The following is a 22,425-nucleotide window of genomic DNA, read 5'->3' as shown; positions in this document are numbered from 1 at the left end:
GCGCCTAAGGCAGGGCGCTTGAAGGAGCAGGTTATGGATGAGGTACAAGTAGAACGCATTCTACAAAACCCAAAATTCAAAGAAATGGTTCGCAGAAAAAGTAACCTAAGTTGGACATTAACAGCAATCATGTTGTTTGTGTACGTAGGTTTCATGCTTTTAGTGGGCTATAACAAAGAATTCTTATTGAGTTCAATTTCTGGCGGTGTGACGACTTGGGGTATTCCATTAGGTCTGAGCATTATCGTTTTATCTTTCATTTTGTGTGCTGTTTATTCATCAATTGCGAATGGCAAACTTGACCAATTGAACGAAGAAGCGATGCGTGAAGTTGAAGCAATTACACATGAGAAAGGAACGCACTAAGATGAAATGGAATTCATTGAAAGCACTGGCTGCGTCTACTGTATTAATGTCAGGTATGGCATTTGCAGGACCAGATTTAGGTGCAGCAGAACAGCAGCCAACCAACTGGCCTGCAATTATTATGTTCTTGATTTTCGTGGGCGCAACTTTGTTCATTACTAAATGGGCAGCGAAGCAAACCACAAGCACTAAGGACTTCTATACCGCAGGTGGTGGTATTTCAGGTTTCCAAAATGGTCTCGCGATTGCAGGTGACTATATGTCAGCAGCGTCGTTCCTGGGTATTTCCGCAATGGTGTTTATGTCAGGCTTTGACGGCTTGCTATACTCACTGGGCTTCATGGTGGGCTGGCCAATCGTATTGTTCTTGATTGCTGAACGTTTACGTAACTTAGGGAAATATAACCTTTCTGACGTGGTCTCGTTCCGTTTATCTGAAAAGCCAGTACGTACCCTTGCAGCATTCAGTTCGCTTGTCGTAGTTGCATTCTACCTGATTGCACAAATGGTAGGTGCGGGTCAGTTAATCAAACTTCTCTTCGGTTTGAACTACAACCTTGCTGTAGTGATCGTGGGTCTACTCATGATGGCTTACGTAATGTTCGGTGGTATGTTGGCAACAACTTGGGTACAGATCATCAAAGCGGTGATGTTACTTTCAGGTGCAACTTTCATGGCCTTCATGGTAATGAAAGGTGTGGGCTTCAGCTTCACTAACATGTTCGAGCAATCGATCCAAGTTTTCTCTAAAGTACATGACTTGAGCTTGGCAGATGCTGCAAACATTATGGGTCCTGGTAAATTAGCATCTAACCCAATTGATGCAATCTCACTTGGTCTTGCGTTAATGTTCGGTACTGCAGGTTTACCACACATCTTGATGCGTTTCTTCACGGTAAAAGACGCGAAAGAAGCACGTAAATCAGTAGTTGTAGCAACCGGTTTCATTGGTTACTTCTACCTATTAACCTTCATCATTGGTTTTGGTGCGATCCTTTATGTATCAAACAACCCACAATTCCTTGATGTTGCGAAAATGGCAGTTACTGGCAAGTTAGAACTTGTTGGTGGTAACAACATGGCTGCGGTGCACTTGGCTGATGCGGTTGGCGGTGACTTGTTCATGGGCTTCATTTCAGCAGTAGCATTCGCAACAATTCTTGCGGTAGTTGCTGGTTTGACATTGTCTGGCGCTTCAGCAATCTCTCACGACTTGTATGCTAACGTATTCAAGAAAGGTCAAACGACACCTGAATCAGAACTTCGCATGTCTAAAATTGCGACTTTAGGTTTAGCAATCTTCGCAATGATCTTGGGTATTCTTTTCGAGAAACAAAACGTTGCGTTCATGGTTGGTTTGGCGTTCTCTGTAGCGGCATGTGCAAACTTCCCAGTACTTGTATTGTCTATGTTCTGGAGAGGCTTAACGACTCGCGGTGCGGTGATTGGTGGTGTAGCAGGCTTAGCTTCAGCAGTAACCTTGATTGTATTGTCTAAAGCAGTTTGGGTAGATACGCTTCAAATTTCTGACACACCAATCAACCCATTTAACGGTCCTGCGATCTTTGCAATGCCACTTTCATTCTTCTGCTGCTGGTTGTTCTCTATCACTGACAACTCTGCGCAAGCACAAGCTGAACGTAAAGCATTTGATGCACAGTTCGTACGCTCACAAACTGGTATTGGTATCTCTGGTGCATCTGACCACTAAGGTCTGAAACACCTCAAAAAAGTCCCAGCAATGGGACTTTTTTTATGGCTAAAATTTCGTGGATGATCTATCTAGCATCTAGGAGGGCTATTTCATCTAAAGCATAGAGAGGTTTTATATATGCAATTTTGATACAGAGTCCATGCATGCGGTGATCTGGCAGCATGTTATGTTAGAAATCAAAACAATAAAAAGGCAGCCGAGGCGTATGCAAGCACTACAAAATGTATGGAAAGGTTTTCGGATATTACCTTCGGCATGGCTGTTGTTCTTACAATTTGTGATTTTGCTGCTCTCACTTTTTGCACATCACAACATGCCCTATAAAGTCATCACGTGGATGGTGGGGGTATTGGTGTTGCTGCTCATTGCTAAAGTGATTCGACAAACGCCAATGTTGAGTGTTTTGGGGCTCAGTTTTGTTTATGCGGCTTTGTTCTTTTCATTCTTTATTTTACTAGGTGTGCGGCATCCTCTTATTTTGGTGATGAGTCATGCTTGTGAAGCTGCAGCCTATTTTAGCGCAGCGTATGGCTTATTGCGTTATATGTTCCATGATCGTTATTTAACTAAAGATGAGCTGTTTGCTGCTGCAGCGGTGTTTACCTTAATCGCTTGGGGGTTTGCCTTTTTATATAGCATCTGTCAAATTTTGATTCCGCAAAGTTTTCAGAACCCAAATGCTGCAGGTTTGCAAAGCTGGCTTGATTTACTGTTTTTAAGTTTTAGTTTGCAGTCCGCGACAGGCTTATCCGACCTTATACCGATCAGCCCAGAAGCACGGGTGATTGCCATGTTGCAAATGTTCTGTGGCGTGATGTATTTGGCATTGATCGTGTCACGTTTAATCGCATTGCAGTACATTCGCCACTTACCACATCATCACCATGATGATTCGGCTGAGTAAAACAGCGTGCAAATTTTTCATGACATATTTCAGGCATAAAAAAAGACGCTCAGATGAGCGTCTTTTTTAACTTCGGTATCTAATGTGAAATTAGAAACGGAATTTAGCGTTTACACCAACAGTTTGAGTGTCAAGTACATCAGCGTCTTCTTCTGCTGCTTTAGCTGCTTCGAAGTTTGCATTTACATAGCTTGCACCTACTGAAACCGCAGGAGTGATGAAGTAGTTTACGTTCGCGCCCCAAGCTTTATTTGGAGAATCGTTGTAGCTTGACTCCATGTATGACGCACCAACGCTAAGCGCTGGTGTTAAGTAAAGATCTGTTTTTAAGTTGTACATAGTATCTTCACCATATACAAGACCTGCTTCAAAACCAACAGCCATATTGGTGCCGTCAATTGCGCCTACGTATTTTGTACGTGCAGTGATTGCATCTTGATCTTGATTGATTGTGCCCGACTCAAGTGCTGCTTTAGCAACACCATTAGAAAGGATGTTGAAAGCATCATAAGAAGCTTGGTCTGCAACGCTTGTATAACCTACAGCAACTAAGAAGTTCGGCGCTACTACTGCACCAAGTTCTAAGGCATAACGGTCGCCTTGGTCATCAAATTTAAGGTTATTTTTGCTGTCATTAATTGTATGGCTATATGCTGCACTTGCATAAACTGGAACCAATTGAGTTGGTACATACGCTTCAGCTTTAGCACCATAAACATGAGATTCAACGTCTGAACGACCACCTGCACGAGGAGCGTCATATTGAGCGTATTGGTAAGCTAAAGCAACGTTAGATGCTTGGTTTAAGAAAGCAGCTTCTGCTAAAGGACCTTTAGTCGCATCAACATTTTTGAAGTAGTAAGTACCTTGAACAGCACCAGTGAAGTTTTGGTTGTTTTCAGTAGTGTCTAGAAATTCTGATTGACCTTGAACTTCGAATTGGTACGCTTGAGCACCGGTCATGGCTAATAATAATGCAGTGGCTAAACCGAGTTTTTTCATGATAGTTACCAGTTTTGTTAAAAATGGATGAAACATTGATCATTTTAGTGTAACAAATTATTAAGTCAATGAACTAAAAGGACTTTATTTAAGAATTAAGTCCAATTGACTTTGGTGTTTAAAAAATATTCAAATAAAATTTTTGCTGTCAACCTAAAAACTGTATGGATAACAAGTCGATATGTTCGTTTTTGCAACAAAAGTAGAAATAATAAGCAAAGCATTAATTGGATTAATCGATAAATTTAATTGAAATTATCTGTAATAATAATTCTTGGAGAGTGAAGAATAACGGAAAAATTCACCTGTTTTAGGGTGAAATCATGATATTTGGGTAAAAAACAAGCAATAAAGAAGGCTTGTTTAGACTGAATTTGAGTGGAATATTTGAATTAATGTGATTTTAGTCACATTAAATTTTAATATTTGTATAAAAATAAATCAGACTGGTTGACTAGGCTTTACATAAACTGTGATTTATTTCATAATTCCACCATGAAGTCCTACTACTTAAGTCGGGTTTGTAAATTATGTGACTTATCTCATAATTTAACCATCAAATCCTAAGCTTGGTTCATCCAGTAGTGCGATCTGATTCTCCATAATTGTTTGCTTTTTATCTGCCCAACTTTCCCCAAGGTTGGGTTTTTTTTTGCATGTGAAAACGCAAATGGTTTTGCGAAAATTGCACCGATATGGTGCAGTATGAGGGTGTGATATGATCAAAACCCATAAAAAAATCCCAGTTTTCTTTCAAAAACTGGGATTTTTCGCCAAAATTTGCGGGTAAATTTAGTTTACTGCTGAGGAAAAACTAAACTCGCCCTAATGAGGTGCATTATGCACCCAAATGTTGCATCTGTAAAATATTTTCTGCATGCTGAAACATTATTTTTTGTATTTGTTGTTTTAGGTAAGTCGGCGCAGGGCATGCTTTTAGAAATTTTCTTGAATGAGATGACTTAGTTAGACGGCTTTAAAATATAAGTGAATTAATTATCTTTTTTGTAAGTAATTTAAAGATTGCTCATGTAATATAGTCGCCGATTAAGTGATCAAGTCCACGATTTTGCACAGTTATAATGACGTAGGTGAAACTTAGCATGATGATGAAATTGCGCACAGAGCATATCAGTCAGCGACTGTTGATCTCGATGATCATTATTATCGTGTCATTGCTTTTTATTTGCGTTCCTCTGATGGTGAATAGTTATCAGAGTTATCAAAAAACAAAACGTGCTTTAATTGAAATTTCCGTATTAGGCAAAGTGGCTGAACTGACCAATAGTATTTCGCGTGAACGAGCGCCTGCGAATAAAGTCATGTCGAGTTCAGCAGCTGAATTTCAGCAAAATTTACAAGAACTGAAAGCGTACCGTGCTGGCGTGGATCAACAAGTAGAACAGACCATCAATATTTTAAGAAAAGAAGGTTTTATTATCCATGCGCATCATTTATCGCATCAATTAAAGACCGCTTTAGAACAAGGGCGTCAGGCGGTCGATGAATATGCAGCAACTCCACAGCATTTGCGTAGCTCTCAACAGATGGATCATGCGATTCAAAAAATGTTTGCGGCATGGGACAGTTCTCAGCATGTGCTGAAACACGTCATGCTCGATTCAGTGGCAAAAGACTCATCGGTATCGACCTATTATAGTGTGATTTTTGTTCTTTCAGATTTGCGTGATCAAGCGGGAAGGGTGGCATCCAATATTATTGCCGCGGTAACGTTTGCTGAAAAAATTCCTGAAACCAATTTGGCGAGCTCTTTGCAAATCCAACGCCAAGCTTATTATTTGTGGGATTTAATCCATACCATTTTGCCTGAAGCACATAAAATTCCTGAATATAATATTTTGCATGATCAATTAAAAAAGGAGTTTCTGGATGAGGGAATTCCTATCGTCAATCAATTGATTCAGCAAAGTATTGATGGGCAACCCTATTCATTGACAGGCACTGAATTCACCCAAAAAATGGTGGATAAATTCAACACTGTGGTCAGTTTGCAGTCATTTATATTAGCGCACAGTTTGCAGGTTGCACACAAAGATTATCATCAGGCTCAGCGTACTTTTATTTTAACGCTAGTGGTGTCAATTATTTCGTTATTGGCTGCTATTTTTACCATGGTCTATGCGCGTTCGAAGGTATTTATTCCTTTAATTCAGGCACGCAACCAAATTTTGCGCTTGGCAGCTTATGATGATGAAGCTCATGGTACGCAAAATCCAGACAAAGTAACACTTTTGGAGGCCATTCAAAAACTAAAACAACGCCTAGAGCAACGCGATATTTTAGAATTTCAGCTGCGTAATATTGCCAATACCGATGTCTTAACGGGTGTTTCCAACCGTTTGGCACTTGAGGAATACATCAAATATTTGGAACATCGACCTGAAAAATTGACCAAAACTGGTCTGATTATTATAGATGTGGATAAATTCAAGCATATTAACGATACCTACGGGCATGTGGTGGGTGACCAAGCTATAAAATGTATTGCCGATACACTCAAGGCACATGTCCGTGCCTCAGACTTGGTGGTGCGTTATGGTGGCGATGAGTTTTTGGTTTTGATTGAGCAAATAGAATTTACTGAGGCACTGTATTTGGCAGATAAATTGCGCTGTCATATTGTGAATCAAGAAATTTTTATTCCAGAACTGAATGATTATATTCAAGTATCGGTCAGCGCGGGTGTTGCCGTGGGTGCTGCGTCATGGAGCAGCTTGTTGGAAAAAGCCGATAAACACTTATTTAGAGCCAAAGCACGTGGGCGCAATGCCGTTGCTGGTGACTAAGTCACAGTAATTGATCCACGAGCATTTCCGAAGTGATAAAAAGCCTAGAGTGAAAGATTCAGCACAAGTTTGTGCTGAATCTGTATTTAAACTTGAATGGGCTTAAAAACTGAAATAATCTATTTTAGCCTTTTAACATCGGTTTTAAGAATTTTGCGGTATGTGAAATTTTAGATTTTGCGACAGTTTCAGGTGTGCCTTCGGCAATGATTTGTCCACCGCCTGCACCACCTTCAGGGCCTAAATCGACAATCCAGTCTGCAGTTTTAATCACATCTAGGTTGTGTTCAATCACCACAATGGTATTACCCTTGTTGCGTAGCTCATGCAGGATGTCGAGCAATTTGGCAATGTCATGGAAGTGCAAACCAGTGGTCGGTTCATCCAGTACATACAGGGTTTTGCCTGTATCTCGCTTGGCCAGTTCACGCGCCAGTTTTACGCGCTGTGCTTCACCGCCTGACAAAGTTGTAGCTGATTGTCCAAGACGAATATAACCTAAGCCCACCTGATTTAAGGTTTCCAAACGACGATGAATCACAGGAATGGCATCAAAGAAATGCATGGCATCTTCAACGGTCATTTCCAAAACATCAGAAATATTGCGACCTTTATAACTGACTTCCAAAGTTTCGCGGTTATAGCGTTTACCATGACAGGCATCGCAAGGCACGTACATATCTGGCAAGAAGTGCATGGCAACTTTAATCATGCCATCACCCTCACAAGCTTCGCAGCGTCCACCTTTAACGTTAAAGGAGAAGCGTCCTGCTGCATAGCCACGTGCTTTAGCTTCAGGGGTTTGCGCAAACAGCTCACGAATTGGAGTGAACAAGCCTGTATAGGTCGCGGGGTTCGAGCGTGGCGTTCGCCCAATCGGGCTTTGGTCAATATCCACCACTTTATCTAAATATTGCAAACCATCAATCGAGTCGAATTTTTCTGCGGTTAATGTAGTTGCGCCATTTAATTGTGTTGCAGCCAAAGGCAACAAAGTACGGTTAATTAGGGTGGATTTTCCTGAACCCGACACGCCTGTGACACAAGTCATTACCCCTAAAGGCAAAGTGAGATCCACTTTTTTCAGGTTATGTCCTGCTGCGCCCATTAGCTTAATTTGTTGTTCGGGATGTGGCGGTTGGGTGCGCGTTTTCGGCACTTCAATTTTTAATTTGCCCGATAAATACTGCCCTGTTAGGGAGTCTGCATGTTCGGCCAGTTCTGCATAGGTGCCTTCGGCAATAATATGTCCACCATGCACACCTGCACCTGGGCCAATATCAATAATATGGTCGGCAGCGCGAATCGCATCTTCATCGTGTTCTACCACCAACACCGTGTTACCCAAGTCACGTAAACGAATCAGGGTTTCCAACAGGCGATCATTGTCACGCTGGTGCAAGCCAATTGAAGGTTCATCTAGCACATACATCACGCCCATAAGCCCCGCACCAATTTGAGATGCCAAGCGGATACGTTGTGCTTCACCGCCTGAAAGAGTTTCGGCGGAGCGTGACAGACTTAAATAATTCAAACCCACCGACACTAAAAAGTGCAGACGTTCACGAATTTCTTTAAAGATTTTATCTGCGACTTCACCTTTAGCCCCTTCAAGATTTAAGCCTTGATAGTAGTCTTCGGCATCGCCAATCGACATTTGGGTAATTTGAGCAATGGTTTTGTCTTTCACGCGGACATTACGAGAGATTTCATTTAAACGTGAACCACCGCAGGCATCACAGGCAGCATTAGATAAATACTGCGCCAAATCATCACGTACATAATTACTTTCGGTTTCACGGTAACGACGTTCTAAATGCGGTAACACGCCTTCAAACGCAATCACACGTTTATGGTGGCGTCCACGTTCATCAGTATAGCTCAGGTCAATTTTGTCTTTACCTGTGCCATACAGGAATTTCTTTTGTGTCACGCTGTCCAGCTGATTCCATGCCGTATCGAGTGAGAGTTCATAATGTGCCGCGACTTTTTCCAGCATGCTGTAATAATACGGACGCTGTCTGTCCCAGCCGCGAATTGCGCCCTGACTAATCGACAGTTCAGGGTTTGGAATCAATTTTTCCGCACTGAAATGGCTACGTGTCCCCAAACCATCACAAGTTGGACAAGCGCCAAAAGGGTTGTTAAATGAGAACAGGCGCGGTTCAAGTTCTGCCACGGCACGGTCACATTGCGGGCAAGAGTGCTTGGCCGAAAAAATACGATCATGTTGTTCCGCATTCATCCACGATAAAATGGCTAAATCGCCACCTAAACGCAGTGCAGTTTCAAAGCTTTCGGCAATACGGTTGCCCAAATCATCTCGGACTTTAAAACGGTCTACCACCACTTCAATGGTATGTTTTTTCTTTTTATCGAGTTCTGGTGGTGGGTCAATGTCCATGACTTCGCCATCAACTCGGGCGCGTACAAAACCCTGACTTTGTAGCTGTTCAAACAGATGCACATATTCGCCTTTACGCTCACGAATCACAGGCGCGAGTAGCATTAAGGCAGTGCCTTCTTCCAGTGCTTTTACAGCATCGACCATTTCTGAAACAGTTTGCGCCACCATTGGTAAATCATGTTCAGGACAGTAAGGTGTGCCGACACGTGCATACAGTAAACGCAAATAGTCGTAAATTTCGGTAATGGTACCCACGGTTGAACGCGGGTTATGGCTGGTCGATTTCTGTTCAATGGCAATTGCGGGACTTAGACCTTCAATCGAGTCGACTTCAGGTTTTTCCATTTGCGATAAAAACTGGCGTGCGTATGCAGAAAGCGATTCGACATAACGACGCTGTCCTTCGGCATAAAGGGTATCAAACGCCAGTGAAGATTTTCCTGAACCAGATAAACCCGTAATTACCACAAATTTATCGCGTGGAATATCAAGGTTCACGTTTTTTAGGTTATGGGTACGTGCACCTCGAATACGGATATGACTTTGGCTCATAAAAACTTCTCGATATTTTGCAAATGAAAAACCTATATATGATAGCGCATGAAAATTGTTCAAGTGTTATTTTTCATGCTTTATCGGTCATGAGCTGTCGCACTGTATGTATGGAGCTATTGCCATACGGTGCGTGAGGGCGGCCGTTAAGCTTGATCTAAACCCGGCCACTGACGTTGATGATAGGCGCTATCCCAGAATAACCATTCCAGTTCTGCAGCTTTGGTGTAGGCGTGGTGCATTTTTTCAAGGGTATCGGCATCACAGCGCGCAGCAACACGGTCTATGGTTTGAATCACATTATTGACTGCGGTGTGGAATTCCTCGCCCGAATAGGTATCGACCCATGCCTGATACGGATTATTCGGTGCAGAATTATTGACGATATCTTTACCAACTTCGGCATAAATCCAGAAACATGGCAGTAGTGATGCCAATACCACAGGATAGCTTTCTGACCATGCGGTTGCGACTAAATAAGAAGTGTAGTGATGACAGGCAAGGGTCAGCGGAGTACTTTCAAATTCCTGTTTGGAAATATCAAACTCCTGCATAAAGCTGTCATGTAAGGTACGTTCCACCACAATTGCGATTTTGGCGGCATCTGCGAACTGAATAATATCATCTGCATCAAAAGCTTTAGCCGCACAGACTGCCAGTGCACGCCCGTAGGCAATTAAGTAATGTGAATCTTGAATCACATAATGTGCAAAAGCAGCTTTACTTAAGGTGCCTTGTGCCAACTCCTGATTAAATGGTAAAGCGAGCGTCTTGTGATAAAGGGCAAGGTTACGTTGCCAAGCGTCTTGAGAAAAGCGCATCCTAAATTCCTAATATGTCGTTGCATTTCACTATAGCAGTTTGGGAATGAAAAACACGGTTTTCACGGTATCTGATCGGGAAACCAAAAATCATACGAAGAATTTTGCCGAAGTTGAGGAAAAAGCGTCATAATTGCAGCATAAAATTTTACATTCTCAGTTTTTGTCCGATTTAAAATTCGGGCAATTCAATTTTCAGAATTTTTGTATCTGTTAAAGCTTAATCAAAACTGTACTTTGCGTTGATGGTACAGATTCGGCAGATGAAAAGTTCAGATCAAAATATAGTGATAGGTCGTTTCTCATGATGAAACATTTTGGTTTCTCAATCGTATTTTCGATTGTGTGTCTTGCGCTATCTGCATACTGGGGCTATACCCATGGCCCAGAAGCAGGTGTGCAAACCATGCTTACCGCACTAACCATTACCGCAATTTTGGCGATTATGGAAGTGTCGTTGTCGTTTGATAACGCGGTGGTGAATGCGTCAGTGCTGCGCGGTTGGGATCATTTCTGGAAAATGCTGTTTTTAACCGTGGGGATTATCATTGCAGTTTTTGGTATGCGTTTAATTTTCCCTGTGGTCATTGTGGCGGTCACTGCCGATATGGGCATGATGGAAGTGGTGCAACTGGCATTGAATGATCCGAAGCAATATTCGGCTAAACTGATGGCACATCACCCTGAAATTGCTGCTTTTGGTGGCGCATTCTTGTTGATGGTTTTCCTAAACTTTTTCTTGGATGATGAAAAAGACACGCACTGGTTTAGATGGTTTGAGCGTCGTTTGAGCAATCTGGCAAGCGTGCCTGCCATGTCGGTATTTTTGGCCTTAGTGACTTTGTTAATCATGGCGGCCAATGTGGTGGAAGATAAGCGCCTTGTGGTGACGATGGCGGGTATTTGGGGCATCGTGATTTATATTGGCGTACAAGTGCTGAGTCACATGTTGGGCGGTGAACCAGAGGTCGATGAACAGGGCAATGCTGTGCGTCATGACGAAAATGGCGTACCGACAGGCGTGGTGAAAGCGGGTATTGGGGGCTTTTTATATCTGGAAGTGCTAGATGCCTCGTTCAGTTTTGATGGTGTCATTGGTGCATTTGCAATCACCTCTGATGTGGTGATCATCATGTTAGGCTTGGCGATTGGTGCAATTTTCGTGCGTTCGATGACGATTTATTTAGTCGAAAAAGGCACGTTGGATGCCTATATTTACCTTGAACACGGTGCGCACTATGCGATTGGTGCGTTGGCCTTTATTATGATTGCCAGCGGTACAGGCTTGCATGTGCCAGAAGTGGTGACAGGTTTAATTGGTGTTGCCTTTATTGTTTGGGCGGTGATTGCATCTATTCAATTTAAAAAACGTCAGGCAAAAGCGGGTTAATGCTATGGTGATGCCCGTTGCTGTATTGCCGCGAAATCACAGAGCAATACGGTGATGAAGACTGTATAAAATATAAATTTGGGTGCACAACGTTGCGCCCTTTTTTATTGAAAAAGTAGGGTCTGTTGAATAAACATCGGGAAAAATCAGCATCCTTAAGCTGAATGTTGTAGGATATCTGCAAATTCAAAATTATTTAGTTTTAGTCGATTGATATGATGAATGCCTTAGAACGCCGCTCGACCTTTGCTTTAAGCAGTATTTTTGCATTGCGCATGTTGGGTCTGTTCATGATTATTCCTGTATTTTCAGTAGCAGGGCAGTCATATCAATACTCAACTCCTGCACTGATTGGTCTTGCCGTTGGTGTTTATGGACTCACCCAAGCCATTTTACAAATTCCGTTTAGCTTAATTGCAGACCGTTATAGCCGTAAGCCATTGGTGGTTTTTGGCTTATTACTGTTTGCTTTGGGTGGTGCAATTGCAGCCATGTCTGACACCATTTATGGCGTGATTATTGGTCGTGCCATTGCAGGTGGTGGCGCAGTATCTGCCGTGGTGATGGCATTACTGGCCGATGTGACCCGCGAAGAAAACCGCATGAAAGCCATGGCGGTGATGGGGATGAGTATCGGTATGTCCTTTGTGGTGGCCTTTAGTTTAGGGCCATGGCTTACGGGCTGGGTTGGTATTTCAGGGTTATTTTGGGTCACCACAGTGATGGGACTAGCAGCGATTCTCATGTTGTTATTGGTGCCTAAAGTCACGCGTCATCATCGTAATTTTCAGCAAGGCTATATCACTCAGTTAAAGCAAGTCCTGAAAATGGGCGATTTAAACCGTCTGCATGTATCGGTATTTACCCTACATTTATTGCTGACTGCCATGTTTATTTATGTGCCTTCGCAATTAATCCAATTTGCCGATATTCCTTTGCAGCATCATGGTTGGGTGTATTTGCCATTGTTGTTGGTCAGTCTGTTCGTGGCATTTCCAAGCATTGTTTTGGCAGAAAAATATCGCAAAATGCGTGGCATTTTCCTGACCGCGATTGCAGGTATTATTTTAGGGCTGTTGGTGCTGATTTTCGGGTTTGAATCGAAATACATCCTTTTATTGGGTTTGGGTTTATTCTTTATTGCCTTTAACGTTATGGAAGCCTTATTACCTTCGTGGTTGTCAAAGGCTGCACCAATTCAATCTAAAGCCACCGCGATGGGTGTAAATGCCAGCAGTCAGTTTTTGGGTGCATTCTTTGGTGGGATGATTGGCGGACAATTATTGATGCTCAACCACACCGCAATGGGTTGGAGTATTTTGACCGCGATTGCTATAATTTGGCTATTCGTTAGTTTTGGATTGGCGCAGCCGCGCTATCTTTCGTCTTTGGTGTTGCGTTTGCCTGAGAACCGAGAAACAGATGAATGGACTTCTCAACTTTTGGCAATTCGTGGTATTGAAGAGGTCGTGGTGATGTCTGACCAGCAAGTGGCTTATGTGAAAGTGGATAAACAGCAAATTGATGATGCTGCGCGACAACAATTAACGCACTTGTTTGGGAAAGAGGTAGCCATTTAAGCATAACTCTTATAAAGTAAATAATAGAAACAAATAGGAAGAAAACGTCTAATGCGTGGTGTAAATAAAGTCATTTTAGTGGGTACTTTAGGTCGTGATCCTGAAACAAAAACTTTCCCAAATGGTGGTTCTCTCACTCAATTTTCTATCGCAACCAGTGATGTCTGGACAGACAAAAACACAGGTGAGCGTAAAGAGCAAACAGAGTGGCATCGCATTGTTTTACATAACCGTTTAGGCGAGATTGCACAGCAATATTTACGCAAAGGTTCTAAAGTATATATTGAAGGTTCATTGCGTACGCGTCAGTGGACAGACCAAAATGGTCAAGAGCGTTACACCACTGAAATTCGTGGCGATCAAATGCAAATGCTCGACTCTGCTAACCGTGGACAATCTGACCAGCAAGATGGTGGCTTTGCTCAACCACGTTTTAACAATAACCAAGGCGGTTATGGCAATCAGAACCAAGCTCCAGCCACAGGTTATGCGAATCAAAATCAAGGCGGTTTTAACCAAAATCAGGGTGGTGGCTATGCCAACAATAACCCAAGTGGTTTTGCACCGAAGCCACAAGCTGCGCCTGCAACCGCACCTGCAGATTTAGATGATGATTTGCCGTTTTGAGACATACTAGAGATAGCCATTTGATTAAAAATGGAAAATCATCATCCAAACCCTTTGTTTCGACAAAGGGTTTTTTATGCAGATATTTAGCAAATATCTATTTTCTCGATTAAATTTCAAACTATGATAGGATTTATAATTCATAAATCCGATTATTTTTATAAAAAAACACTGTTTTACCGATTCTTTCGATTTTCGTATTCTAGCTACACAAGATAAGCAATCCCCGAAACGAATTGAGGAGTCATCCATGAGTTTAATCAATACCCAAGTCAAAGCATTTAACGCAACCGCTTACCACAATGGTCAATTTATTGACGTATCTGAGCAAGACTTTATTGGTAAATGGTCAGTGGTGTTTTTCTACCCTGCAGATTTCACCTTTGTTTGCCCAACTGAACTTGCCGATTTAGCCGATCAATATGCTGAATTCCAAAAAATGGGTGTGGAAATTTACTCAGTATCTACAGACACACACTTTACCCATAAAGCATGGCACGACACCTCAGAAGAAATTAAAAAGATTCAATATCCAATGATTGGCGACCCAACTTGGACATTGTCTAAAAACTTTGAAGTGCTGATTGAAGCAGAAGGTTTGGCAGATCGTGGTACTTTCGTGATTGACCCTGAAGGTAAAATCCAAATTGTAGAAATCAATGCAGGTGGTATTGGTCGTGACGCGCAAGAATTGTTGCGTAAAGTGAAAGCAGCGCAATATGTACATGTGCATCCTGGCGAAGTTTGCCCTGCCAAGTGGAAAGAAGGCGATGCAACCCTAGCACCATCTATTGATTTAGTGGGTAAAATCTAACCGAATCATCGCACTCAATTTTAAAAATCCAGAACTGCGCTTCTGGATTTTTTATGCCCATGATTTATTTCACTATGTATAAGTTTCAACAAGATTATTCCATTCTTGCAATGCTGTATGCCAAATTTGCACTAGGTTGTGGTGCGATGAGCGATTAAGATCAAAACATCTATTCTCCTAGCAATAGGTGTAACACATGAAAAAAATAATCGGTTTATATCGCAACCAAAACATGCATTGGGTGGGCGATGGTTTTCCAGTCAAAAATCTATTTTCTTATGACCGTTTAGGGCAGGCGATCAGTCCATTTTTACTCTTGGATTATGCAGCGCCGTATCATTTTGATGCGACTACCGCACAACATGGTGTTGGTTCGCATCCACATCGCGGTTTTGAAACGGTGACGCTTGCCTATCGGGGCGAAGTGACGCATAAAGATTCGGCAGGTGGTGGTGGCACCATCAAAACAGGCGATGTGCAGTGGATGACAGCAGGTGCGGGTGTGGTGCATGAGGAATTTCACTCCAAAGACTATGCAGCACAAGGCGGATTGTTTGAAATGGTGCAGCTTTGGGTGAATTTGCCTGCCGCAGACAAAATGACATCGCCACGTTATCAAGCCATTGAATCTCAAAATATTCCGAAAATTGAGTTTGAAAATCAGGCGGGGCATTTACGCATTATTGCAGGTCAGTACGCAGAGCAATCTGGGCCTGCCAGCACCTTTAGCCCTGTCAATGTTTGGGATGGACAATTGAAAGCTGCACAGACCCAAGCGCTGCATGTGCCGGTAGATCACAATACTTTATTGGTGGTGTTGGCAGGTGAAGTGCGGGTCAATGGCAGTCAACTTGTGCAAGATCACTCAGTGGTGTTATTTGCTCAAGATGGCGAAGCGTTAATTCAGCTTGAAGCACTGCAAGATACGCAATTTTTAGTGCTGACAGGCAAGCCATTAAATGAACCTATTCAAGGCTATGGTCCATTTGTCATGAATACCAAGCAGGAAATCATTCAAGCTTTTGAAGATTTTAATCAAGGCAAGTTTGGTGAAATTCCGATTCAACATCAAGCGGGTTAAGCTTTAAAAAATCTTAGCCAAGAAAAAAGCCTCATGTCGATGTCCCGACCGAGGCTTTTGTTGTTCTGGCGCTGTCAAATTTCTAGTTTTAGCGGATTGATCATATTCCTTATGATAATTATATGTGATGTAGTTATCATTTCTGTGCTTGGTATCATAGCGTTTAGAGATTTATTTGTAAAACGAAAATTATAAAATTGGTGAATTTATCTACATGGTTTAGAACACTATTTATAGTATTAAAGAAATAATATGAATAAATTCTAAGGCTTATTTAAGCACTTTCTGATTGTTAAAAAATGTAATCATATTGCCAATGTACTTTGTGTTGTTTCTCTGTGAAAAGTACACAATCTGGTAGTTTTTAATAGCTCATTTTCCTTAGGCATGGTTCATAATTTCATAAAGTATGTAAAAAGATGGATGATCGGTTTGGATATCGCAGTGATCGGTAGTGGTATGGCTGGACTGGCTACCGCAAGAATTCTTAAAGATGCAGGGCATAACATTACAATTTTTGAGGCGCTGCCTGGTCGTGGAATGGACAGTCATAGCATCGAATTTGAGGATGGTTTAATTGATGCGCCGTTACGGGTCATGAACCCACATTTGTGGAAAAACACCCTCAGCTTGGCCACACATTTAGGCATTAAAACTTATCCTGTGCGTACTTATATGGCGTGCAGTTGGTTATTTGAAGATCGTACCGAAACTTGGCTGACCACAAGCCGTACCCGTATTGGTAATTTCCCAATCATTAACAACCGTAAAGGCATACAACAATACGGCTGGCGTTTGGTAAAAGGCATGTTGCAGTTAAAAACAGCCATCGCTAAATTTTTCAAATCTAAAAACCAAGACATTACCCTTGCGGAATTTATCAACCGTAACGAAATTGAAGAAGTGTTTTGGCATGGTGCAGTGATGCCAGTGCTTTACACCATTTGTACTTGTGACCCTAAAACCATTGGTGAATGGCCAGCAAAACCATTGTTGGTATTTTTACGCCAATTGACTGATGGTGATGCATTATTGCGTTTACAAGGTGGCACGCCTGCATTGGTTGATAAGTTGATTGAAGGTATTAATATTCAAAGTGGTGCAGCGATTACTCGTGTTCATCAACAAGAAGATGGTGTAATTGTTGAAAATTCTGAGGGTCAGTCGCAAACATTTGACCGTGTGGTGATTGCAACGCCAACCACTAAAGTCCAAGACTTCTTGGACAATCAACAATTTGCAGAAGATATTGAATTGCTTAAACAGTTCAAATTCGAGCAGGGTGATTTGGTGATTCACACTGATCAAACGGTGATGCCGCCAAAACGTAAAGATTGGTCTGTTTTAAGTTATATGATGGATCGTAAATTTACTCGTCAGCAATTTACGGTATGGCTTAACTCGATCGAACCAACTTTGGTCGGTAAATCGCCAGTGTTCCAAACATGGCGTCCAGTTACACCAATTGATCCGAAAAAGATCATTTCAACGGTAACTTTAACCCGCGCTGTGGTGGATTCAAAGACAGTGGCATTAAACAAAGAGTTGCAGCAGCGCCATCACCAAGACAATCGTAAAGTGTTCTTCTGCGGTTCATGGTCGTGCGATGGTTTACCAATTTTAGAATCTGCAGTGACTTCCGCTATGCATATTGCAGAAATTTTTGGTGCACCATTACCGTTTATTGATTTAAAACCACAAGTTGAGGTTGCGCCGCAATTAGGTTATTAAGTTTAGGGTCTGTTGATATTTCATAAATGGTTTGTGCTGTAGGCTAAAACTGAGCAGATCAGGCATGAAACGCAGGGAATAGCGAGACTATTGCCAAGTTTCATAACGCAATCTGAGAAAGTTTTAGCCACAGCCTTTCAGGACAAGCATATTTTTTGCTGCTATTGCGTTATGAGTCAGTCATTTAGAATGACTAAATTTCCTGCCTCATGCCTTATATCAGCTAAAAAATATGCGTTGTCGCAAACATAGATGAATTATCAACAGCCCCTCTTTTTTGAATTAGACTGAGTCAGTATGAAATGGCAACAGGCGATACGACAGCATTTTCCAAAACATAAATATGCCATTCAAGCGGCATATTTGGGAGATACTTCCGCACTGCCGTGGAGCAATTTAGGTTATTGGTCAGATGCAGTGGGATCTGATTATCCCGCTGCATGTCAAAATTTAGCAGCGCATTTGGCCGCAGCAGTGCATTTAAATTCAAAAGATGTTGTACTGGATTTAGGCTGTGGGCAAGGTGCCAGTCTTAAATATTGGTTGGAACACTATCAAATACAACGACTTGAAGCTGTTGAGCTACAAGATCATCATGTGCAGTCGATTCGACAACATTTAAATTCAAATATTAAAATTCACGCTGCTTCATTTTTAAATTTAAAAGCACTTTTTCCACAACCACGTTTTGATGTGGTGTTCTGTATCGATGCAGCATATCACAGTCATTTGAATTCATTTTTAAGTCAGGTCAGTGCGGTTTTGAATTCAAATGGACGTTTGGGCTTTCATTATTTAATTTGGGCAGAACAAGCGCCAACGCATGCGTTCAAACAGCTGCAATATCGTGCCTTATTAAAATCTGCCGCTGTCAATTTTAAAGATCTGATGTCTGAAAGTCAGCTTCGAGCGGTTTTAGAACAGTTTGAATTTAAACAGATTCAGGTGGAAGATTTGTCGGCACAAGTTTTGGCGGGTTTTGCTGACTATGTGAATCAGCATCTCAAGCATCGAGTACAAACGCGAGATACAGACTGGTTTAAAATTGCCATGACCGCACGTTTATGTGCCAAGCTCTATGCGGATGGCTGGATTAAATATGTGCAGGTGAGTGCGGAAAAAGCTTAATCTATCGTAATCAGCTGCTAGATAATGAAGTTTTTCGGTGTTTGGATGTTCATAATTGGCTTTAAATCCCACCCACCACATGAAACTGTTTCGGTAAAATTTTTGCGCCACACGTCAATTGATCCCCGACATAACCCACGGCTTTGTCATCAAAAAGAATATGATCGTGACTTTTTATAATTGTGGACCAACGCTGGCACTTAGGGCAGAAATGTCCATTACCCGCCACTAAAAATAAATTTCCCATTTGAGAAACACGCATTTGATTGGCAAGGATGATTCCACCATGATTGGTCATGGAATGATGCGTTGCAAAGCTTTGAGCCATGAGGTATTCCTTAAACTAGAAAACTTTAGAGAAGCATTGTTTTTTATACTAAATTTTCTAAGACTTATAATTTTAAATTTTTATTTTAATTCACAAAAATATTTTTAAATGTCAGTCTATATGGATGAAACATCAACAAAATAGACCATCAATATAAAAATAAGCTCTGAAATATGTGTATTGCATTCTAAAGTATAAAATACATTTAACAAGCTAAAAATCACAATCCCGTATTGCGGTTAAAGTTTTGCAGATAGATAGACGCCCTGAATAAATTGGAGATTCGGGCAGCATGAGGAAGATAAAAATATACGTTTATAAAAACAAAAAACCTCATAAATTTTTAATTTATGAGGTTTAATATGGTGCCGGCACACGGATTCGAACTGTGGACCTACTGATTACAAGTCAGTTGCTCTACCAACTGAGCTATGCCGGCGTTGTGTAGAGAATTTTACAGAATTTTTACGTGTGCGCAAGCCAAAAAGTAACCGTTTAATGCATGGCATAGATTTTTTGCAGATTTTGTATGCAGGGTTTTGGCGCGTTACAAACGAGGAAATCACACAGAAGATTTTGTAGGAAATGAGCCCAGCGGGTGGGCTCATTGAAGAAAACAACCTGAAATGAGGTGTGAAAAAGCGATTATTTATTTCTTAAGATACGATCTAAATCCTGTGCACATTCTTCTAAGGTAAAGGCCATATCAAGTTGCATTTGTGGTTTGAGTTCATTTGCGAGCGTTCTCCATTGTTCAATTAGGCGAATGGCTTTTTGAATCTTATGTTTGTTGATGTCTTTGGCGATGGTAGGCGTGTATCCTCCACGTTTAGCATTTTTAATTTGTTTGACATAATTTTGGCTGTTATTCATGTTCGCTCCCGAATAGCAGTTATATATGTAAGGCATATGCATGCTTTTATTATGCTAAAGCTTAATGATGACCGTTATTTAAAACCTACTCAATGTGGGTTTGATGTTTAATTCCTACTTCACCATCAAGAACCTAAAACATTTGCTTTAGGGATTACCTCAATTCCATAGGCTGTCACGGTGTAACTCACCGCCTTAATCACCACTTATGCAGTGATTAAATCTTTATCCGCATATCGCAGGATATTAATTGATGCATTAACATCACGATTTTGGATGGTTTGGCAAACTAAGCACTTCCACTCTCGCGCAGAAAGTGTGAGAGATTGATTTAATTCACCACAGCACGAACACATTTTACTACTTGGGAAGAATCGACCAACCGAAAGTACCGATTTTCCATGCTGTTTGGCTTTATAAATCAACTGCCTTTTAAACTCATAAAAACCCATATCGGATATAGCTCTTGCGAGTTTACGATTCCTCAACATGCCTTTAACATTCAAATCTTCAATCGCAATCACATCAAAACGTGTTACCAAATCCGTTGTGACTTGATGAAGATTATTCTTGCGTAGACAGGCAATTTTATAGTGCAGGCGAGATAGCTTGGCTTTTGCTTTTTCTCGATTCTGACTACCTTTTTTCTTACGACTAAAAGACTTGTTGAGTCGCCTTAGTTTTGCAAGCTGTCTTTTAAGTGGTGCGTTAGAAGGAATAACCTCACCATTTGAAAGGGTGGCAAGATTAGAGACACCCAAATCAACACCGATACTTAAACCTGTTTTCGGTTTAAGCTTTTCGATCTGGGTGAGTTCGACAGCGATTGATACAAACCACTTACCACCTTGTTTAAATATTTTGGCCGAGAGAATTTTACCCTTATAGCGCAGATTCTCAGTCATTTTCACCCAACCCAAATTAGGGATTTTAATAGACCGACCCTTTACGCTAAATTGATCATTTGATAATGAAAAACGGTCATCCTTGCCTTTTTTTCTTGGCTTGGGGTATCCTGATTTGCCGTTAAAAAATCTATCAAAAGCACTACCCAACTGCTTAATCGCCAACTGTGGTGCGCACTTAGTCACTTTCTTCATGAAAGGATATTTTTCAAATTTAAAAGTGTTTAGGTGCTTTCTTAATTTACTCTCTTTAGGTCTATTAAGAAGCATTTCATTCACCGCAACATCATAATACTCACACTGATCTCGATATTCCTTATCAGCCTTGTATTGTCGCTGCCACTCTCTTAAAGCCCAATTATACGACAAACGAGCAACACCACTTGCCTGAGCAAAATGGCTTGCTTGTTTATTATTGGGCATCAATTCAATGATATGCCCTCGTATAAATCGACTCATAGTGCTTCTTTGACCGCCTGTATTAGCTTTTGGTTCTTTTTACTTCGGCTTCCATATAATCGTGCTGAAAATACAGTGATAATTTCCAGGACATCTTGAGCCAGTTCCTCCTCAAAACTCAAATTTTCACCCTGATTAATAATTACAATTTCAACATTCCGAGCTTCACATAAAGCAAAAACCAATTCAGCACCAAAACGTAATAATCGATCTTTGTGGGTTAAAACCAATCGACCAATTTCATTATTAATAATTCCATCCAAAAGAGCCTTAAGCCCTTTTTTGTGATAATTCATCCCTGAGCCTAAATCACTAATAATCTCAAATGTCCATCCCTGCTTGGCACAGTACATTTCCAAAACTTGTTTTTGTCGCTCAAGATCAGCCTTTTGATCGTGACTAGATACTCTTGCATAAGCAATAGTTTTTCGGCTGTTCTGAATTGATAGATCATGGATAAGTTCAGGTGTGATCTTGCTTAGATCGTAACGTCTGTGATTTTTTGGGGTTCTATCTGCGACTAAAGTGCCTTCCTCATCCCATCTTCTTAGGGTTTGGATGGAAACACCCTGAACCGTACCGGGTTTGTCGGAGACTTTTTTATTTAAGTTAGGCCACCTGACCTAACGGGTTAATCTTATCATAGTACATTGCTTCAAACTCAAAAGGCGACTTGTAACCCAATGCACTGTGTACACGCTCTTTATTGAACCAATCTACCCAGTTGAGTGTCGCGTTGTACATCCGCTAAACCTTTCCAATCTGCTTTTAAATACTCAATCACCTCTGTTTTGTATAAGCCATTCACTGTTTCAGCCAAAGCATTATCGTATGAATCACCAGTCGTACCGACTGATGCTCGTAAATTTGCAGCTTCTAAACGATTGGTATAGCGAATAGAAAGATATTGAACACCTCTATCGGAATGATGAATCA

Annotated in this window: 17 protein-coding genes, 1 tRNA gene and 2 pseudogenes; 11 read left to right on the top strand and 9 right to left on the bottom strand. The window is 41.3% G+C overall.

Annotation, left to right across the window (positions count from 1 at the left end; genetic code table 11):
* Positions 1-33 precede the first annotated feature (33 nt).
* The 3 genes from FTU92_RS12690 (at position 34) to FTU92_RS12680 (ending at position 2,984) form a co-directional block, all read left to right on the top strand.
* Positions 34-366, top strand: coding sequence for a DUF485 domain-containing protein (locus tag FTU92_RS12690; protein WP_167845675.1), 333 nt, complete (start codon positions 34-36; stop codon positions 364-366).
* A 1-nt stretch (position 367) separates the two neighbouring features.
* Positions 368-2,077: a cation acetate symporter gene (locus tag FTU92_RS12685; RefSeq protein ID WP_179996437.1), complete on the top strand. Its 1,710-nt coding sequence runs from the start codon at positions 368-370 to the stop codon at positions 2,075-2,077.
* 208 nt (positions 2,078-2,285) lie between these two features.
* Positions 2,286-2,984: an ion channel gene (locus tag FTU92_RS12680; protein ID WP_180096398.1), complete on the top strand. Its 699-nt coding sequence runs from the start codon at positions 2,286-2,288 to the stop codon at positions 2,982-2,984.
* A 90-nt stretch (positions 2,985-3,074) separates the two neighbouring features.
* On the opposite strand, the gene omp33-36 is transcribed toward FTU92_RS12680, so the two are convergent.
* A complete protein-coding gene (gene omp33-36 / locus FTU92_RS12675; protein ID WP_257218831.1) occupies positions 3,075-4,022 on the bottom strand; it encodes a porin Omp33-36 in 948 nt (315 codons plus the stop codon).
* A gap of 1,070 nt (positions 4,023-5,092) precedes the next feature.
* Here omp33-36 and FTU92_RS12670 point away from each other — a divergent pair.
* Positions 5,093-6,793: a GGDEF domain-containing protein gene (locus FTU92_RS12670; RefSeq protein WP_180096404.1), complete on the top strand. Its 1,701-nt coding sequence runs from the start codon at positions 5,093-5,095 to the stop codon at positions 6,791-6,793.
* A 124-nt stretch (positions 6,794-6,917) separates the two neighbouring features.
* On the opposite strand, the gene uvrA is transcribed toward FTU92_RS12670, so the two are convergent.
* Both uvrA and tenA read right to left on the bottom strand, forming a co-directional pair.
* The gene (uvrA, locus tag FTU92_RS12665; RefSeq protein ID WP_179994352.1) at positions 6,918-9,752 is read right to left on the bottom strand and encodes an excinuclease ABC subunit UvrA; all 2,835 of its coding nucleotides are present in this window, start codon (positions 9,750-9,752) and stop codon (positions 6,918-6,920) included.
* Between the two features lie 146 nt (positions 9,753-9,898).
* Positions 9,899-10,573, bottom strand: a complete 675-nt coding sequence (gene tenA, locus FTU92_RS12660) for a thiaminase II (protein WP_004970198.1) — start codon at positions 10,571-10,573, stop codon at positions 9,899-9,901.
* A gap of 304 nt (positions 10,574-10,877) precedes the next feature.
* On the opposite strand from tenA, the gene FTU92_RS12655 reads away from it, so the two are divergent.
* The 7 genes from FTU92_RS12655 to FTU92_RS12625 all read left to right on the top strand — a co-directional run bounded on the left by FTU92_RS12655 (position 10,878) and on the right by FTU92_RS12625 (position 18,924).
* A complete protein-coding gene (locus FTU92_RS12655; RefSeq protein WP_004970195.1) occupies positions 10,878-11,963 on the top strand; it encodes a DUF475 domain-containing protein in 1,086 nt (361 codons plus the stop codon).
* A gap of 215 nt (positions 11,964-12,178) precedes the next feature.
* Positions 12,179-13,543: an MFS transporter gene (locus FTU92_RS12650; RefSeq protein ID WP_104852874.1), complete on the top strand. Its 1,365-nt coding sequence runs from the start codon at positions 12,179-12,181 to the stop codon at positions 13,541-13,543.
* A 51-nt stretch (positions 13,544-13,594) separates the two neighbouring features.
* Entirely contained in the window at positions 13,595-14,170 is a 576-nt protein-coding gene (gene ssb / locus FTU92_RS12645; RefSeq protein ID WP_096902231.1) for a single-stranded DNA-binding protein, read from the top strand.
* A gap of 250 nt (positions 14,171-14,420) precedes the next feature.
* Positions 14,421-14,984 (top strand): alkyl hydroperoxide reductase subunit C, encoded by a 564-nt coding sequence (ahpC, locus tag FTU92_RS12640; protein WP_179995287.1) that lies wholly within the window; start codon positions 14,421-14,423, stop codon positions 14,982-14,984.
* 196 nt (positions 14,985-15,180) lie between these two features.
* Positions 15,181-16,065: a pirin family protein gene (locus FTU92_RS12635; RefSeq protein WP_154321175.1), complete on the top strand. Its 885-nt coding sequence runs from the start codon at positions 15,181-15,183 to the stop codon at positions 16,063-16,065.
* A gap of 423 nt (positions 16,066-16,488) precedes the next feature.
* Positions 16,489-17,796 (top strand): FAD-dependent oxidoreductase, encoded by a 1,308-nt coding sequence (locus FTU92_RS12630; RefSeq protein WP_004970183.1) that lies wholly within the window; start codon positions 16,489-16,491, stop codon positions 17,794-17,796.
* A 297-nt stretch (positions 17,797-18,093) separates the two neighbouring features.
* Positions 18,094-18,924 carry a cyclopropane-fatty-acyl-phospholipid synthase family protein gene (locus FTU92_RS12625; RefSeq protein WP_154321174.1) on the top strand — a complete coding sequence of 277 codons (831 nt, stop codon included), beginning with the start codon at positions 18,094-18,096 and terminating at the stop codon, positions 18,922-18,924.
* 70 nt (positions 18,925-18,994) lie between these two features.
* Here the strand turns inward: FTU92_RS12625 and FTU92_RS12620 are convergent.
* The 6 genes and pseudogenes from FTU92_RS12620 to FTU92_RS12595 all read right to left on the bottom strand — a co-directional run.
* Positions 18,995-19,252: pseudogene (locus FTU92_RS12620) on the bottom strand (PAAR domain-containing protein); the annotation flags it as partial.
* 363 nt (positions 19,253-19,615) lie between these two features.
* Positions 19,616-19,691: transfer RNA gene (locus tag FTU92_RS12615), tRNA-Thr, on the bottom strand.
* Between the two features lie 206 nt (positions 19,692-19,897).
* A complete protein-coding gene (locus tag FTU92_RS12610; RefSeq protein ID WP_004970172.1) occupies positions 19,898-20,125 on the bottom strand; it encodes a hypothetical protein in 228 nt (75 codons plus the stop codon).
* Between the two features lie 206 nt (positions 20,126-20,331).
* Positions 20,332-21,489 carry an RNA-guided endonuclease TnpB family protein gene (locus FTU92_RS12605; protein WP_154320786.1) on the bottom strand — a complete coding sequence of 386 codons (1,158 nt, stop codon included), beginning with the start codon at positions 21,487-21,489 and terminating at the stop codon, positions 20,332-20,334.
* Positions 21,486-22,049: an IS607 family transposase gene (locus FTU92_RS12600; protein WP_180096403.1), complete on the bottom strand. Its 564-nt coding sequence runs from the start codon at positions 22,047-22,049 to the stop codon at positions 21,486-21,488. Before FTU92_RS12600 ends, FTU92_RS12605 begins: the two co-directional genes overlap by 4 nt.
* 49 nt (positions 22,050-22,098) lie before the next feature.
* Positions 22,099-22,425 (bottom strand): annotated as a pseudogene (locus tag FTU92_RS12595) (integrase core domain-containing protein); the annotation flags it as partial.

The organism is Acinetobacter sp. YH12205 (assembly GCF_013418125.1).
Taxonomy (GTDB): domain Bacteria; phylum Pseudomonadota; class Gammaproteobacteria; order Pseudomonadales; family Moraxellaceae; genus Acinetobacter; species Acinetobacter towneri.
Note: the sequence above shows the minus strand (reverse complement) of the source record. Positions and strands in the feature narration are given on the sequence as shown.

What these genes read in the sequence shown, in the direction of transcription:
- FTU92_RS12690 (WP_167845675.1), top strand. Translation starts at nt 34, where the DNA reads ATGGATGAGGTACAAGTAGAACGCATTCTACAAAACCCAAAATTCAAA.
- FTU92_RS12685 (WP_179996437.1), top strand. Translation starts at nt 368, where the DNA reads ATGAAATGGAATTCATTGAAAGCACTGGCTGCGTCTACTGTATTAATG.
- FTU92_RS12680 (WP_180096398.1), top strand. Translation starts at nt 2,286, where the DNA reads ATGCAAGCACTACAAAATGTATGGAAAGGTTTTCGGATATTACCTTCG.
- omp33-36 (WP_257218831.1), bottom strand. Translation starts at nt 4,022, where the DNA reads ATGTTTCATCCATTTTTAACAAAACTGGTAACTATCATGAAAAAACTC.
- FTU92_RS12670 (WP_180096404.1), top strand. Translation starts at nt 5,093, where the DNA reads ATGATGAAATTGCGCACAGAGCATATCAGTCAGCGACTGTTGATCTCG.
- uvrA (WP_179994352.1), bottom strand. Translation starts at nt 9,752, where the DNA reads ATGAGCCAAAGTCATATCCGTATTCGAGGTGCACGTACCCATAACCTA.
- tenA (WP_004970198.1), bottom strand. Translation starts at nt 10,573, where the DNA reads ATGCGCTTTTCTCAAGACGCTTGGCAACGTAACCTTGCCCTTTATCAC.
- FTU92_RS12655 (WP_004970195.1), top strand. Translation starts at nt 10,878, where the DNA reads ATGATGAAACATTTTGGTTTCTCAATCGTATTTTCGATTGTGTGTCTT.
- FTU92_RS12650 (WP_104852874.1), top strand. Translation starts at nt 12,179, where the DNA reads ATGATGAATGCCTTAGAACGCCGCTCGACCTTTGCTTTAAGCAGTATT.
- ssb (WP_096902231.1), top strand. Translation starts at nt 13,595, where the DNA reads ATGCGTGGTGTAAATAAAGTCATTTTAGTGGGTACTTTAGGTCGTGAT.
- ahpC (WP_179995287.1), top strand. Translation starts at nt 14,421, where the DNA reads ATGAGTTTAATCAATACCCAAGTCAAAGCATTTAACGCAACCGCTTAC.
- FTU92_RS12635 (WP_154321175.1), top strand. Translation starts at nt 15,181, where the DNA reads ATGAAAAAAATAATCGGTTTATATCGCAACCAAAACATGCATTGGGTG.
- FTU92_RS12630 (WP_004970183.1), top strand. Translation starts at nt 16,489, where the DNA reads ATGATCGGTTTGGATATCGCAGTGATCGGTAGTGGTATGGCTGGACTG.
- FTU92_RS12625 (WP_154321174.1), top strand. Translation starts at nt 18,094, where the DNA reads ATGAAATGGCAACAGGCGATACGACAGCATTTTCCAAAACATAAATAT.
- FTU92_RS12610 (WP_004970172.1), bottom strand. Translation starts at nt 20,125, where the DNA reads ATGAATAACAGCCAAAATTATGTCAAACAAATTAAAAATGCTAAACGT.
- FTU92_RS12605 (WP_154320786.1), bottom strand. Translation starts at nt 21,489, where the DNA reads ATGAGTCGATTTATACGAGGGCATATCATTGAATTGATGCCCAATAAT.